This is a genomic window from Spiribacter onubensis, from assembly GCF_040838425.1.
Classification (GTDB): domain Bacteria; phylum Pseudomonadota; class Gammaproteobacteria; order Nitrococcales; family Nitrococcaceae; genus Spiribacter; species Spiribacter onubensis.
The window spans coordinates 1-15,442 of record NZ_JBAKFI010000009.1 but is presented as its reverse complement, the minus strand read 5'-3'; the positions used below and the strand labels follow the sequence as shown (position 1 = coordinate 15,442).

Annotated in this window: 13 protein-coding genes and 1 tRNA gene; all 14 read right to left on the bottom strand. The window is 66.0% G+C overall.

What is annotated here, in order from left to right:
• Positions 1-125: GTP-binding protein (locus tag V6X63_RS10425; protein ID WP_367968122.1), on the bottom strand; the 125-nt coding region annotated here is incomplete at its 3' end.
• Between the two features lie 55 nt (positions 126-180).
• Entirely contained in the window at positions 181-2,274 is a 2,094-nt protein-coding gene (fusA, locus tag V6X63_RS10420; protein ID WP_367978885.1) for an elongation factor G, read from the bottom strand.
• Between the two features lie 21 nt (positions 2,275-2,295).
• Entirely contained in the window at positions 2,296-2,766 is a 471-nt protein-coding gene (gene rpsG / locus V6X63_RS10415) for a 30S ribosomal protein S7 (RefSeq protein ID WP_367968108.1), read from the bottom strand.
• A 14-nt stretch (positions 2,767-2,780) separates the two neighbouring features.
• A complete protein-coding gene (gene rpsL / locus V6X63_RS10410) occupies positions 2,781-3,155 on the bottom strand; it encodes a 30S ribosomal protein S12 (protein WP_367968109.1) in 375 nt (124 codons plus the stop codon).
• A 111-nt stretch (positions 3,156-3,266) separates the two neighbouring features.
• A complete protein-coding gene (rpoC, locus tag V6X63_RS10405) occupies positions 3,267-7,517 on the bottom strand; it encodes a DNA-directed RNA polymerase subunit beta' (protein ID WP_367978884.1) in 4,251 nt (1,416 codons plus the stop codon).
• A gap of 13 nt (positions 7,518-7,530) precedes the next feature.
• Positions 7,531-11,598, bottom strand: coding sequence for a DNA-directed RNA polymerase subunit beta (gene rpoB / locus V6X63_RS10400; protein WP_367978883.1), 4,068 nt, complete (start codon positions 11,596-11,598; stop codon positions 7,531-7,533).
• Positions 11,599-11,797: 199 nt separating this feature from the next.
• On the bottom strand, positions 11,798-12,175 hold the full coding sequence (gene rplL, locus V6X63_RS10395; RefSeq protein ID WP_367978882.1) for a 50S ribosomal protein L7/L12: 378 nt from the start codon (positions 12,173-12,175) through the stop codon (positions 11,798-11,800).
• 60 nt (positions 12,176-12,235) lie between these two features.
• Entirely contained in the window at positions 12,236-12,763 is a 528-nt protein-coding gene (gene rplJ, locus V6X63_RS10390) for a 50S ribosomal protein L10 (RefSeq protein WP_367978881.1), read from the bottom strand.
• Between the two features lie 223 nt (positions 12,764-12,986).
• A complete protein-coding gene (gene rplA, locus V6X63_RS10385) occupies positions 12,987-13,679 on the bottom strand; it encodes a 50S ribosomal protein L1 (protein ID WP_367978880.1) in 693 nt (230 codons plus the stop codon).
• Positions 13,680-13,683: 4 nt separating this feature from the next.
• The gene (gene rplK, locus V6X63_RS10380) at positions 13,684-14,115 is read right to left on the bottom strand and encodes a 50S ribosomal protein L11 (protein ID WP_367968117.1); all 432 of its coding nucleotides are present in this window, start codon (positions 14,113-14,115) and stop codon (positions 13,684-13,686) included.
• 74 nt (positions 14,116-14,189) lie between these two features.
• Entirely contained in the window at positions 14,190-14,723 is a 534-nt protein-coding gene (nusG, locus tag V6X63_RS10375) for a transcription termination/antitermination protein NusG (RefSeq protein ID WP_367968119.1), read from the bottom strand.
• A gap of 6 nt (positions 14,724-14,729) precedes the next feature.
• Positions 14,730-15,110 (bottom strand): preprotein translocase subunit SecE, encoded by a 381-nt coding sequence (gene secE / locus V6X63_RS10370; RefSeq protein ID WP_367978879.1) that lies wholly within the window; start codon positions 15,108-15,110, stop codon positions 14,730-14,732.
• Positions 15,111-15,143: 33 nt separating this feature from the next.
• Positions 15,144-15,219 (bottom strand) — tRNA-Trp (locus tag V6X63_RS10365).
• A 100-nt stretch (positions 15,220-15,319) separates the two neighbouring features.
• Positions 15,320-15,442, bottom strand: a 123-nt coding sequence (locus V6X63_RS10360) for an EF-Tu C-terminal domain-related protein (protein ID WP_456154522.1), incomplete at its 5' end; no start/stop codon positions are given.

Here is a 15,442-nt window from a genome sequence, read left to right as displayed (position 1 = left end):
CCACCGTACTCGGCCGCCAGCACCTTCGTCATCGCCGCCGTCAACGTCGTCTTACCATGGTCAACATGACCAATCGTGCCAACGTTCACATGCGGCTTGCTGCGCTCAAACTTCTCCTTGGACACGGCTCACCTCTTACCCGTCAAATACAAAAAATCCTGATCCAACCGAACCCGCGGTTCAGCCGGCCTTCTTGATCACTTCCTCGGCGATGCTGTTGGGCGCCTCGGCATAGCCGTCGAACTCCATGGAGTAGGCGGCCCGACCCTGCGTGGCCGAACGGAGGTCGGTAGCATACCCGAACATCTCCTTCAATGGCACTTCCGCGCGGATGATCTTGCCGGCGGGACCGTCTTCCATGCCCTGGACCGTGCCGCGGCGACGGTTGACGTCACCCATGACATCACCCATGAACTCCTCGGGCGTGGTCACCTCGACCTTCATCATCGGCTCGAGCAGCACCGGATCGCCCTGCATGAAGCCATCCTTGAAGGCCATCGAACCGGCGATCTTGAACGCCATCTCCGAGGAGTCGACGTCATGGTAAGAGCCGTCGAACAGCTCGACCTCGAGGTCAACCACCGGGAAGCCGGCGAGGACGCCATTTTCCATCTGCTCCTGGATGCCCTTGTCCACCGAGGGGATGTACTCCTTGGGCACCACGCCGCCGACGATCTTGTTGTTGAACTCGTAGCCCTCGCCCCGCTCGCGCGGCCGCATGCGGATCCAGACGTGGCCGTACTGACCGCGGCCACCGGACTGGCGGACGAACTTGCCCTCCACCTCGACCGGCTTGCGGATGGCCTCGCGGTAGGCGACCTGCGGCTCGCCGACGTTGGCCTCGACCTTGAACTCGCGCTTGAGGCGGTCGACGATGATCTCCAGGTGGAGCTCACCCATCCCGGAGATGATGGTCTGACCCGACTCCTCGTCGGTGCGCACCTGGAAGGACGGATCCTCCTGGGCCAGCTTGCCCAGCGCGATGCCCATCTTCTCCTGGTCGCTCTTGGTCTTCGGCTCAACGGCCACGGAGATCACCGGATCCGGGAACTCCATGCGCTCGAGCATGACGCGGTTGGCATTGTCACAGAGCGTGTCACCGGTGGTGACTTCCTTGAGACCGATGGCCGCGGCGATGTCACCCGCGCGGACCTCGTCGATCTCCTTACGCTCCTTGGAGTGCATCTGGACGATACGCCCGAGGCGCTCCTTCTTGCCCTTGACCGGGTTGAATACGGTGTCGCCGGACTTGACCACGCCGGAGTAGACTCGGAAGAACGTCAGCGTGCCCACGTAGGGATCGGTGGCGATCTTGAAGGCCAGGGCCGCGAAGGGCGCCTCGTCGTCGGGATCGCGGGTCACGACGCTGCCGTCGTCCAGCTCACCCTCGATGGCCGGCACTTCCACCGGCGAGGGCATGTACTCGACCACGGCGTCGAGCACGGCCTGCACGCCCTTGTTCTTGAACGCCGAGCCGCAGAGTACCGGCACGACCTCGTTGGCGATGGTCTGCACGCGGAGACCGTGGTTGATCTCCTCGACGCTGAGCTCCTCACCGCCGATGTACTTGTCCATGAGCTCTTCGCTGGCCTCGGCCGCCGCCTCCACCAGCGCCTCCCGGTAGCTGGCGGCCTGGTCGGCGAGCTCGCCCGGGATCTCGACCTCTTCGTAGGTCGCCCCCATGTCGGACTCGTTCCAGTAGATGGCCTTCTGACGGATCAGGTCGACCACGCCGGCGAAGTCGTCCTCCGCCCCGATGGGCAGCTGGACCGGCACGGCGTTGCAGCCGAGCCGCTCCTTGACCATGTCGACGCAGCGGAAGAAGTCCGCGCCCATCTTGTCCATCTTGTTGACGAAGACCATGCGCGGGACGCCGTACCGGTTGGCCTGGCGCCACACGGTCTCGGTCTGGGGCTCGACGCCGGCGTTGGCGTCAAGGACGCAGACCGCGCCGTCGAGCACGCGCAGGGACCGCTCCACCTCGATGGTGAAGTCGACGTGCCCGGGCGTGTCGATGATGTTGATGCGGGTCTCGGGGTACTGCTGGTCCATGCCACGCCAGAACGTGGTGGTGGCAGCGGAGGTGATCGTGATGCCACGCTCCTGCTCCTGCTCCATCCAGTCCATGACGGCCGCGCCTTCGTGCACCTCGCCCATCTTGTGGGAGATGCCCGTGTAGAAGAGGATGCGCTCCGTGACCGTGGTCTTGCCGGCATCAATGTGCGCCATGATGCCGATATTGCGGTAGCGCTCGATCGGTGTCTTGCGTGCCAAAACGTGTACCCCTGAACCTGTTTACCAGCGGAAGTGCGAGAAGGCCTTGTTGGCCTCCGCCATGCGGTGCGTGTCCTCGCGCTTCTTCACTGCGCTGCCGCGACCCTCGGCCGCTTCCAGCAGCTCATTGCCGAGCCGATGCCCCATGGTGGCCTCGCTGCGCTTGCGCGCCGCCTCGATCACCCAGCGCATGCCCAGCGTGTTGCGACGCTGCGGCCGCACCTCCACGGGCACCTGGTAGGTGGCGCCACCGACGCGGCGGGACTTGACCTCGACCACCGGCCGGACATTTTCCAGGGCGGTCTCGAGGACCTCCATGGGATCGCCCGGGTTCTTCTCGGCAATGCGGTCAAGCGCCCCATAGACGATCTTCTCGGCCACGGCGCGCTTGCCATCCCGCATGATCATGTTCACGAAGCGGGTCAGCATCTCGCTGTCGTACTTCGGATCGGCGAGGACCTTGCGCTTGGGGACTTCTCTTCTTCTCGGCATGACTATCTACCCGCTTATCCCTTGGGCCGCTTGGCGCCGTACTTGGAACGGCCCTGACGGCGCTTGCTGACCCCAGCGGTATCCAGGGAACCGCGCACGACGTGGTAGCGCACACCCGGCAGGTCCTTGACTCGACCGCCACGGATGAGGACCACGGAGTGCTCCTGCAGGTTGTGTCCCTCACCGCCGATGTAGCTGGACACCTCGTAGCCGTTGGTCAGCCGGACGCGCGCGACCTTACGCAGCGCGGAGTTCGGCTTCTTCGGCGTGGTGGTGTACACGCGGGTGCAGACGCCGCGCCGCTGCGGGCAGGCCTCCAGCGCCGGCACGTTGCTCTTCTCGTGCGGCCGCTTGCGGGGCTTGCGCACCAGCTGATTGATCGTGGCCATAGAGTTTGACTCCAGTCCTTCAACGAACATCAGGCCGGATACACCGGCCTGACGAAAGCCGTTAAGTTTAGAATCGGGCCCTCGGGGTGTCAACCGAAAGCCCCATTCCTGCTAGTTTTCCGAGAGATCCGCCGCATCCGGCGCCGCCGCCGGGCTGCTGAGGCCGAACTGCGGGGCCATCGGGATCATCGGGGCCGGCGCTTCGCGGCGCTGGCGCTGACGGTCCTGATGGTAGGCATAGCCGGTACCCGCCGGGATCAGACGGCCGACGATGACGTTTTCCTTGAGACCGCGCAGATCGTCGCGGGCACCGCGCGTGGCGGCATCCGTGAGCACCCGGGTGGTCTCCTGGAACGACGCCGCCGAGATGAACGAGTCGGTCGCCAGCGAGGCCTTGGTGATGCCGAGCAGCTGGGGCTCCCAGCGCGCCGGCTCCTTGCCCTGCTCGATGAGCCGCTCGTTCTCTTCCTCGACCCGCGCCCAGTCGGCCTGCTCGCCGCGCAGATAGCGGGTGTCGCCGGCGTCACGGATCTCGACCTTACGCAGCATCTGGCGGCTGATCACCTCGATGTGCTTGTCGTTGATCTTCACGCCCTGGAGACGGTAGACGTCCTGGATCTCCTTGACCATGTAGGCCGCGAGCTCCGTCACGCCCAGCAGGCGGAGGATGTCATGCGGGTTGGGCTCGCCATCGCAGATGACCTCGCCCTTCTCGACATGCTCACCCTCGAACACCGTGACGTTGCGCCACTTGGGAATCAGCTCCTCATAGTGCTCGCCGTCCGGCGTGGTGATCACCAGGCGCTGCTTGCCCTTGGTGTCCTTGCCGAAGCTCACCGTGCCCGAGGTCTCGGCGAGGATCGCCGGCTCCTTGGGCTTGCGGGCCTCGAACAGATCCGCCACCCGCGGCAGACCACCGGTGATGTCACGGGTCTTGGAGGACTCCTGCGGGATACGGGCGATGACGTCGCCGACATCCACCTCGGCGTTGTCCTCGACACTGACGATGGCGCCGGCCGGCAGCGAGTAATGCGCCGGAATGTCGGTCCCCGCCAGGTTGAGGTCGTTGCCCTCTTCGTCCACCAGCTTGACCACCGGCCGCAGGTCCTTGTAGGCGACCTTCTCGCCGGTGCTGCGGCGGGTATGCTCGCCGGTGCCGCGGGTCTTGGGATCGGTCACCACCAGGCTGCTGAGGCCGGTGACCTCATCGGTCTCGCGGTTCACCGTGACACCCTCGACGAAGTCGTAGAACTTCAGCCGGCCCTTCACCTCGGTGACGATGGGATGGGTGTGCGGATCCCAGTTGGCGACGATCTGGCCGGCCTCGACCGCCTCGTCGTCGGCCACGGCGATGGTCGCGCCGTAGGGCACCTTGTAGCGCTCGCGCTCCCGGCCGGCCTCGTCCATGACGGTGATCTCACCGGAGCGGGAGACCGCGACCAGGTTGCCGGAGTGATGGGCCACGGTCTTGAGGTTGTGCAGCCGCACGGTCCCGGCCGACTTGACCTGGACGTTGCTCACCGCCGCCGCCCGGGAGGCGGCGCCGCCGATGTGGAAGGTGCGCATGGTGAGCTGCGTGCCGGGCTCGCCGATGGACTGCGCGGCGATGACGCCCACGGACTCACCCACATTGACGCGGTGGCCACGGGCCAGGTCGCGGCCGTAGCAGGCCGAGCACACGCCGTGGCGGGTCTCGCAGGTGATCGGCGAGCGGACCCAGATCTCATCGACGCCCTCGCTCTCGATCTGCTCGACCAGCCGCTCGTCGAGGAGCGTGCCCTGATCCACCAGGACCTTGCCGGTGCCGGGCTGGACCACGTCCTGGGCCACCACCCGGCCGAGCACGCGCTCGCCCAGCGCCTCGACCACGTCGCCGCCCTCGATGAGCGGCGTCATGCGCAGGCCGCGATGGGTGCCGCAGTCGTCGGAGGTGACCACCAGATCCTGCGAGACATCCACCAGACGACGGGTGAGATAGCCGGAGTTGGCCGTCTTCAGCGCCGTATCGGCGAGGCCCTTCCGGGCGCCGTGGGTGGAGATGAAGTACTGCAGGACGTTCAGGCCCTCGCGGAAGTTCGCGGTGATCGGCGTCTCGATGATGGAGCCGTCGGGCTTGGCCATCAGGCCACGCATGCCGGCGAGCTGGCGGATCTGCGCCGCCGAGCCACGGGCACCGGAGTCGGCCATCATGAAGATCGAGTTGGTGGACTTCTGCACCACCTCGTTGCCCTCGTGGTCGGTGACCGTCTCCTTGCCGAGCTTGTCCATCATGGCGGTGGCCACTTCGTCGTTGGTCCGCGACCAGATGTCGACCACCTTGTTGTAGCGCTCGCCGTTGGTCACGAGGCCCGAGGCATACTGATCCTCAATGTCCTTCACCTCGGCTTCGGCCTCGGTGAGGATGCGCTCCTTCTCCTCGGGCACGACCATGTCTTCCATGCCGATGGACACCGCCGCCCGGGTGGACATGCGGAAGCCCAGGTACATGATCTGGTCGGCGAAGATCACCGTGGCCTTCAGGCCCAGGCGCCGGTAGCACTGGTCGATGACCTCGGAGATGGCCTTCTTGGTCATGTCGCGGTCGACCAGCCCGAAGGGCAGGCCCTCGGGGACGATGCCATAGAGCAGCGCGCGGCCCACGGTGGTGTCAAAGCGCCTGGTGGCCTCGCTGCGATGACCCTCATCGTCGACCACCACCTCGTGGATGCGCACGGTGGCACGGGCCTGCAGGCCGACCTTGCCGCTCTCGTAGGCGCGGTGCACCTCGTTGAGGTCGGAGAAGCTCATGCCCTCGCCGGGCTGGTTCTCCAGCGCCAGCGACATGTAGTAGAGGCCCAGCACCACGTCCTGGGAGGCGCCGATGATCGGCTCACCCGAGGCCGGCGAGAGGACGTTGTTGGTGGCCATCATGAGGGCGCGGGCCTCGAGCTGCGCCTCCAGCGACAGCGGCACATGCACCGCCATCTGGTCGCCGTCGAAGTCGGCGTTGAACGCCGGGCAGACCAGCGGATGCAGCTGGATGGCCTTGCCCTCGATGAGGACCGGCTCGAAGGCCTGGATGCCCAGGCGATGCAGCGTCGGCGCGCGGTTCAGCATCACCGGATGCTCGCGGATGACCTCCTCGAGGATGTCCCAGACCTCGGCGGTCTCGCGCTCGACCATCTTCTTGGCCGCCTTGATGGTGGTGGCCAGACCCAGGCGCTGCAGACGCGAGAAGATGAACGGCTTGAACAGCTCCAGCGCCATGCGCTTGGGCAGGCCACACTGGTGCAGACGCAGCGTGGGACCGACCACGATCACCGAGCGGCCGGAGTAGTCGACGCGCTTGCCCAGCAGGTTCTGCCGGAAGCGGCCCTGCTTGCCCTTGATCATGTCCGCCAGCGACTTCAGCGGGCGCTTGTTGGTGCCGGTGATGGCCCGGCCGCGACGGCCGTTATCCAGCAGCGCGTCCACCGACTCCTGCAGCATGCGCTTTTCATTGCGCACGATGATGTCCGGCGCGGAAAGGTCCAGCAGCCGGCGCAGGCGGTTGTTGCGGTTGATCACCCGGCGGTAGAGATCGTTGAGATCGGAGGTGGCGAAGCGTCCACCATCCAGCGGCACCAGCGGCCGCAGATCCGGCGGCAGCACCGGCAGGACGGTCATGATCATCCACTCGGGGCGGTTGCCCGACTCGAGGAACGACTCCACCAGCTTCAGGCGCTTGGACAGGCGCTTGATCTTGGTCTCGGAGTTGGTGGCGTCCATCTGCTCGCGGAGCGTATCCGTCTCCTCGCGCAGGTCGAGGTTCTTGAGCAGGTGGAACACCGCCTCCGCGCCCATGCGGGCGTCGAATTCGTCACCGTACTGCTCCATGGCGTCCAGGTACTGGTCGTCACTGAGCAGCTGGCCCTTCTTGAGCGGCGTCATATTGGGCTCGATGACCACGAACGCCTCGAAATAGAGGATGCGCTCGATGTCGCGCAGGGTCATGTCGAGCAGCAGGCCGATGCGCGAGGGCAGCGACTTCAGGAACCAGATGTGCGCCGCCGGGCTCGCCAGCTCGATGTGGCCCATGCGCTCGCGGCGCACCTTGGCCAGGGTCACCTCGACGCCGCACTTCTCGCAGACCACGCCGCGGTGCTTGAGGCGCTTGTACTTGCCGCAGAGGCACTCGTAGTCCTTCACCGGGCCGAAGATCTTGGCGCAGAACAGCCCGTCGCGCTCCGGCTTGAAGGTCCGGTAGTTGATGGTCTCCGGCTTTTTCACCTCACCGAACGACCACGACCGGATCTTCTCCGGCGACGCCAGTCCGATGCGGATGCCGTCGAAATCGTCGAGCTGGGCGCCCGGCTGCTTGAACAGATTCAGTAGGTCTTTCATATCGGCTACCCGTTCAGTCCTGCTCGAGCTCGATATCGATACCGAGGGAGCGAATCTCCTTGACCAGCACGTTGAAGGATTCGGGCATGCCCGCCTCCATCTGGTGCTCGCCATCGACGATGTTCTTGTACATCTTGGTGCGGCCGGCGACGTCGTCGGACTTCACCGTGAGCATCTCCTGGAGCGTGTAGGCCGCGCCGTACGCCTCCAGGGCCCAGACCTCCATCTCGCCGAAGCGCTGGCCGCCGAACTGCGCCTTGCCGCCCAGCGGCTGCTGGGTGACCAGGCTGTACGGCCCGGTGGAGCGGGCATGCACCTTGTCGTCGACCAGGTGGTTGAGCTTGAGGATGTGCATGTAACCCACGGTCACCGGCCGGTCGAAGGCCTCGCCGGTGCGGCCGTCCCAGAGCTGGGCCTGGCCCGACTCGGGCAGCCCGGCGAGCCGCAGCATGGTCTTGATCTCGCCCTCGTTGGCGCCATCGAAGACCGGGGTGGCCATGGGCACGCCGGCGCGCAGGTTCTCGCAGAGCTCGATGATCTCGTCATCAGTGAGGCTGTCGAGGTCCTCCTGCTTGCCGCTGGAGTTGTAGATCTGGCCGAGGTAGTCGCGCAGCTCGGAGACCGCCTTCTGGGCCTCGAGCATCTCGGCGATGCGCCGGCCCAGGCCCTTGGCGGCCCAGCCCAGATGCACCTCGAGCACCTGCCCGATGTTCATGCGCGAGGGCACACCGAGCGGCGAGAGCACCACGTCGATGGGCTCGCCGTCGGCGGAGAACGGCATGTCCTCCACCGGCACCACGCGGGAGATGACACCCTTGTTGCCGTGGCGGCCGGCGAGCTTGTCACCGGCCTGGATGCGGCGCTTCACGGCGAGGTAGACCTTGACCATCTTGAGCACGCCGGGGGCGAGGTCGTCGCCGGCGCTGATCTTGGCCTTCTTCTCCTCGAAGCGCTCGTCGAAGGCCTCACGCTGGGCCCTGAGCTGGGCCTGCACGGCCTCAAGCTGCGCCATGGCGCCCTCGTCGCGCAGGCGGATCTCGAACCAGCGCTGCCGGTCGACCCCCTGCAGGTACTCGGCGGTGATCTCGGTGCCGGCCTTCAGCCTGTCCGGGCCGCCGTCGGCGACCCGGCCGATCAGCGCCTGCTCGAGGCGGGCGAAGGCGTCGTCCTCGAAGATGCGGTACTGGTCATCCAGGTCCTTGCGCACGTCGGCGAGCGCATCGGCCTCGATGGACAGCGCCCGGGCGTCCTTCTCGACGCCGTCGCGGGTGAACACCTGGACGTCAACCACCGTGCCGTCCATGCCCGAGGGCACGCGCTGGGAGGTGTCCTTCACGTCCGAGGCCTTCTCACCGAAGATCGCCCGCAGGAGCTTTTCCTCCGGCGTGAGCTGGGTCTCGCCCTTGGGCGTGACCTTGCCGACCAGGATGTCGCCGGCCTTGACCTCGGCGCCGACGTAGACGATGCCCGACTCGTCGAGCTTGGCCAGCGCGCTCTCGCCCACGTTGGGGATGTCGGCGGTGATCTCCTCCGGGCCCAGCTTGGTGTCGCGGGCCACGGCGGTGAGCTCCTCGATGTGGATCGTCGTGTAGCGATCCTCCTCGACCACCTTCTCGGAGATGAGGATGGAGTCCTCGAAGTTGTAGCCGTTCCAGGGCATGAAGGCGACGCGCATGTTCTGGCCCAGCGCCAGCTCGCCCATGTCGGTGGACGGGCCGTCGGCCAGCACGTCACCCCGCGCCACCCGGTCGCCCGGGCGCACCAGCGGCTTCTGGTTCTGGCAGGTGTTCTGGTTGGAGCGCGTGTACTTGGTGAGGTTGTAGATATCCACACCCGGCTCGCCCGACTGGGTCTCGTCGTCGTTGACGCGGACCACCACGCGGGCGGCGTCCACCTGGTCGACAACGCCACCGCGGTCGGCCACCACGGTGACGCCGGAGTCCACCGCCACGGCCCGCTCCATGCCGGTGCCCACCACGGGCTTCTCGGCGCGCAGCGTCGGCACCGCCTGGCGCTGCATGTTCGAGCCCATGAGCGCGCGGTTGGCGTCGTCATGCTCGAGGAACGGCACCATGGAGGCGGCCACCGAGACGATCTGCTTCGGCGAGACGTCCATGTACTGGACCTTGTCCGGGGAGGACATGCCGAACTCGTTCTGGTGACGGATGGAGATCAGCGAGTCCACCAGACGGCCGTTCTCGTCGATACGGGCGTTGGCCTGGGCGATGATGTAGCGGCTCTCCTCGATGGCCGAGAGATACTCCACATGATCGGTGACCCGGCCGTCCTCGACACGGCGGTACGGCGTCTCGAGGAAGCCGTAGCTGTTGAGCCGCGCATAGCAGGCCAGCGAGCTGATCAGGCCGATGTTCGGGCCTTCCGGCGTCTCGATGGGGCAGACCCGGCCGTAATGGGTGGGATGGACGTCGCGCACCTCGAAGCCGGCCCGCTCACGGGTCAGGCCGCCCGGGCCCAGCGCCGAGACGCGGCGCTTGTGGGTGACCTCGGAGAGCGGGTTGTTCTGGTCCATGAACTGCGAGAGCTGCGAGGAGCCGAAGAACTCCTTGATCGCCGCGGCCACCGGCTTGGCGTTGATGAGCTCCTGGGGCATCAGCCCCTCGCTCTCGGCCAGGCTGAGGCGCTCGCGCACGGCGCGCTCGACGCGGACCAGACCGACCCGGAAGACGTTCTCGGCCATCTCGCCAACGCAGCGCACACGGCGGTTGCCCAGGTGGTCGATGTCGTCGACCGTGCCCTTGCCGTTGCGGATGTTGATGAGCTCGTGCAGCACGGCGAGGATGTCGTCGTTGTCGAGCACGCCACTGCCCTCGACCTCGTCGCGGCCGACGCGCAGGTTGAACTTCATCCGGCCCACGGCGGAGAGGTCGTAGCGATCCTCACTGAAGAAGAGGTTGGCGAACAGGTTCTCCGCGGCGTCCTTGGTCGGCGGCTCGCCGGGACGCATCATCCGGTAGATCTCCACCAGCGCCTCGAGCTGCGTGGTGGTGGTGTCGATGGCCAGGGTGTTGGAGATGTACGGCCCCTGGTCGAGATCGTTGATGAACAGCACCCGGAAGGTCTTCACGCCGTTGTCGCGCAGCGTCTGGACCAGCTCCTCGGTGAGCTCGGTATTGGCCGCGGCGAGCACTTCGCCGGTGGACTTGTCGATGACGTCCTCGGCGAGGATGCGGCCGACCAGATAGTCGTCCGGCACCTGCAGCTTCTTCAGCGCGGCCTTGTCCATCTGGCGGATGTGGCGGGCGGTGATGCGCCGGCCCGACTCGACGATGACGTTGCCGTCGCCGTCCTTGATGTCAAAGGTGGCCGTCTCGCCACGCAGGCGCTCGGGCACCAGCTCGAGGTCGGCGCCCTTCTTGCGCAGATGATAGGTATTCTTCTCGAAGAACAGATCCAGGATCTGCTGGTTGTCATAGCCCAGCGCGCGCAGCAGCACCGTGGCCGGCAGCTTACGGCGGCGGTCGATGCGCACATAGATCGAGTCCTTGGGGTCGAACTCGAAGTCGAGCCAGGAGCCGCGATAGGGGATCACCCGCGCGGAGAACAGCAGCTTCCCGGAGCTGTGGGTCTTGCCCTTGTCGTGGTCGAAGAAAACGCCCGGCGAGCGGTGCAGCTGCTGGACGATGACCCGCTCGGTGCCGTTGACCACGAACGTGCCGTTACGCGTCATGAGCGGCATTTCGCCCATGTAGACTTCCTGCTCGCGGATGTCCTTGACCGTGCGGGTGTCCTTGTCGTTGATGACCAGGCGCACCAGCACGCGCAGCGGCGCGGCATAGGTCAGGCCGCGGAGCTGGCATTCCTTGACATCGAAGGCGGGCTCGCCGATGCGGTAGCGGACGTACTCCAGACGGGCATTGCCAGAGTAGCTCTCGATCGGGAAGACCGAATCGAAAGCCGCATGCAGGCCCTTGCCGTCGCGGCCGTCCGGGTCCTGGTCCAGCTGCAGGAAATCCCGATAGGATTCGATCTGCGAGGCCAGCAGATAGGGGACATCCAGGATGTTCGGCTGCTTGCCGAAGTCATTGCGGATGCGCTTTTTTTCAGTAAACGTATAGGCCATCGAGGTTCCTCAACCAGGTTGGGTTCCGCCGTGTGCAAGGCTTCGGAGACTTGCCGGATGCAAGACCCCGCAGACTTGGACACGTCGGCCGCGCCGGGATTCCGCCCGGACGGTCTGCCTGCAAACACCAAGGGGCCGGTGGCCGAATCGGCCACCAGCCCCGTCAACGCCGACCCGCGGCGTTGCTGCCACCAAGCCCTTACTTGAGCTCGACAGTGGCACCGGCCTCTTCGAGCTGACCCTTCAGCTCGTCGGCCTCTTCCTTCGAGGCGCCTTCCTTCACCGGGGCGGGCACGCCCTCCACCAGCTCCTTGGCCTCCTTGAGGCCCAGGCCGGTGGCGGCACGCACGGCCTTGATGACGGCGACCTTGTTGTCGCCGAAGCCCGAGAGGACCACGTCGAACTCGGTCTGCTCCTCGGCGGCCTCGGCCTCGCCACCACCGGCGGCCGGGGCTGCGGCCACGGCGGCTGCCGCGGTGACGCCGAACTTCTCTTCCATGGCCTCGATGAGGTCAACGACCTCCATGACGCTCATGTTGGAAATGGTCTCGAGAATGTCTTCCTTTGAAACGGCCATCGTCTTGTCTCCTGGCTGATTCGATAGTTGAGTGTGCAAACGGCAGCGACAGGGGTCGCATCAGCCCGACTGCTTGGCGTCCTTGACGGCGGCGACGGTACGCACGAGCTTGCCGGGGACCTCGTTGAGGGTCGTGGCAAACTTCTGCACCGGCGCCTTCATGGTCGCCATGAGGCGACTGATCGCCTCGTCGTAGGTCGGTAGCGTGGCGAGCCGGTCGATTTCCGAGCCGGGGAACTTCTCCCCACCCACGGCCAGCATCGTCACGACCAGCTGATCGTGTTCCTTCGAGAAACTCTTCAGAACACGGGCGGCCGAGCCGGGATCTTCCTGCGAGAATGCGAGCAGCAGCGGACCCTGAAGTTCATCGGTCATGCACTCGAACTCGGTGCCTTCCACCGCGCGCCTGGCCAGAGTGTTCTTGACCACACGCACGTAGACACCGGCCTCACGGGCCTGAACCCGCAGGGTATCCATCTCGCCGGCAGACAGGCCCCGATATTCCGCGGCCAGCGCGGAATGGGCCTGACCGGCCACCTCAGCGACTTCCTGCACCATCCGCTTTTTCTGTTCCAGACTTACGCCCATTCAAATGCCTCCTGGAACGGCGGTTGGTAATGGCTTCCGGGCCTCGGCCCTTCCACCCCGTAACGGTGATCCCGTGCAGGAAACCCATCCTGTCCGGCACACCGTCTACCGTTGGCGGCCCGGGGGCCTTTATGCGGCGAACCGCACCGAACGGTCTTCGACGGCCGTCTATGACGACAGCCAGCGGCCACCCTCGAGTGGCCGCGCATCAAGCCCGATGACCTCAGGTCAGCGGGCTCAGATCCACCGGCACCCCCGGCCCCATGGTCGTCGAGACCGTGGCGCGCTTGAGGTAGACCCCCTTGGAGGAAGCCGGCTTGACCTTCTGCAGGTCGCTGATCAGCGCCCGCAGGTTCTCGGCCAGGGCCTGCGGATCGAAGTCCGCCTTGCCCAGGCTGCAGTGAATCAGTCCGCCCTTGTCGGCGCGGTAGCGCACCTGGCCGGCCTTGGCGTTCTGCACCGCCTCGGCGACATCGGCGGTCACCGTGCCCACCCGCGGGTTGGGCATCAGCCCGCGCGGGCCGAGCAGGCGGCCGAGCTTGCCGACCACGCCCATCGCGTCGGGGCTGGCGATGACCACGTCGTAGTCGATCTCGCCGCCCTGCATGCGCTCGGCGAGGTCGTCCATGCCGACGGTGTCGGCGCCGGCGGCCTCAGCGGCCTCGGCGCTGGCGCCCTGGGCGAACACCGCCACGCGCACGGTCTTGCCGGTGCCGTTTGGCAGCACGGTGGAGCCGCGGACCATCTGGTCACCCTTGCGCGGGTCGATGCCGAGGTTGACGGCCACGTCCACCGACTCGGTGAACTTCGCCGTGGCCAGCTCCTTCAACAGGGCAAAGGCCTCTTCGGCGGGGTAGAGCCGATCGTGATCTATCTTCTCTTCGAATACCTTCTGGCGTTTGGTCAACTTGCCCATGGCGTCACACCCCCTCCACGTCGAGGCCCATGCTGCGGGCCGAGCCGGCAATGGTGCGTACGGCGGCATCCATGTCGGCGGCATTGAGATCGGGCCACTTGGTCTGGGCGATCTCCTCGAGCTGCTCACGGTTCACGGTGCCGACCTTGCTGGTGTTCGGCGTCCCGCTGCCGGACTTGATGCCGGCGGCCTTCTTGAGCAGCACCGCGGCGGGCGGCGTCTTGGTGACGAACGTGAAGCTGCGGTCGGAGTAGACCGTGATGACCACCGGGATCGGAAGGCCGTTCTCCATCTCCTGCGTGGCGGCATTGAACGCCTTGCAGAATTCCATGATGTTGAGGCCGTGCTGACCCAGCGCCGGGCCCACCGGGGGGCTCGGGTTGGCGGCCCCGGCCGGGACCTGCAGCTTGATGTAGGCTTCGACTTTTCTTGCCATTGGCTGGACTCCTGGTGTGGGTGGTAGCGCCAGGGGCTTTCACCCTGGCTCCCCTGGGCGGCGGACCGCCGTTGCTAGGCCTTCTCGACCTGACTGAAGTCGAGCTCCACCGGGGTGGAGCGGCCGAAGATGAGCACGGCCACGCGCAGCCGGCTCTTCTCGTAATTCACTTCCTCGACGACGCCGTTGAAGTCGTTGAACGGGCCATCGGTGACGCGCACCACCTCGCCCACTTCGAACAGCACCTTGGGCCGCGGCTTCTCGACGCCCTCGCGCACCCGATTGAGGATCTGGTCGGCCTCGGCATCGGAGATCGGCGCCGGGCGGCCGCGGGACGGGCCGATGAAGCCCATGACCCGGGGCACATCCTTGACCAGATGCCAGGTGTCGTCCGTCATGTCCATCTGCACGAGGACATAGCCGGGGAAGAACTTGCGCTCACTGCGGCGCTGCTGGCCTTCCTTCATCTCCACCACTTCTTCGGTGGGCACGAGGATCTCGCCGAACGCATCTTCCATATCGGCGCGCTTGATGCGCTCCTCCAGGGCTTTTTTCACCTGGTTCTCAAAACCGGAGTACGCGTGTACGACGTACCAGCGCTTTGCCATGAGTGATCAGCCTCCAGGGCGTACCAGGGCACCAACGCCCCACATGAAAAACATATCCATCAGCCAGAGCAGCAGGGCGACAATGAAGACCATCACCAGCACGATGAGCGTGGTCTGGATGGACTCCTGCCGCGTGGGCCAGACGACGCGGCGCAGCTCCTGGCGCGCCTCGCGGGCGAAGGCCCAGAAGTTGCGGCCCGGCTGGCTGGTCATGGCGATGGCGATGGCAAGGGCGGCAACGGCCACCATGCCGATGACGCGGATCAGGTCGGACTGCCCTTCAAGCAGATAGAACCCCACCACGCCCGCCAGGAATACACCGGCGGCCAGCGTAAGCTTGGCCTTGTCCATCCCGGTGGTGGTGGCGGTCTGATCGTTTGCGCTCATGGAACCCGTGACGCTGTTGGTGGCCGGATAAAGTGGCAGGCCAGGAGGGACTCGAACCCCCAACCTACGGTTTTGGAGACCGTTGCTCTGCCAATTGAGCTACTGGCCTAGTGTCGCCCCTGACCGGCCGTCAAACGGCGAACTCGGCAGTCTACGCCAGCGCGCGGGGTAATGGAACCCCACGCACCGAGGCAGCTGCCGAAATCCGATTACTCGAGGATCTTGGAGACGACGCCGGCACCGACGGTGCGGCCGCCCTCGCGGACCGCGAAGCGCAGGCCCTCTTCCATCGCGATCGGCGCGATCAGCGAGACCGTCATCTGCACGTTATC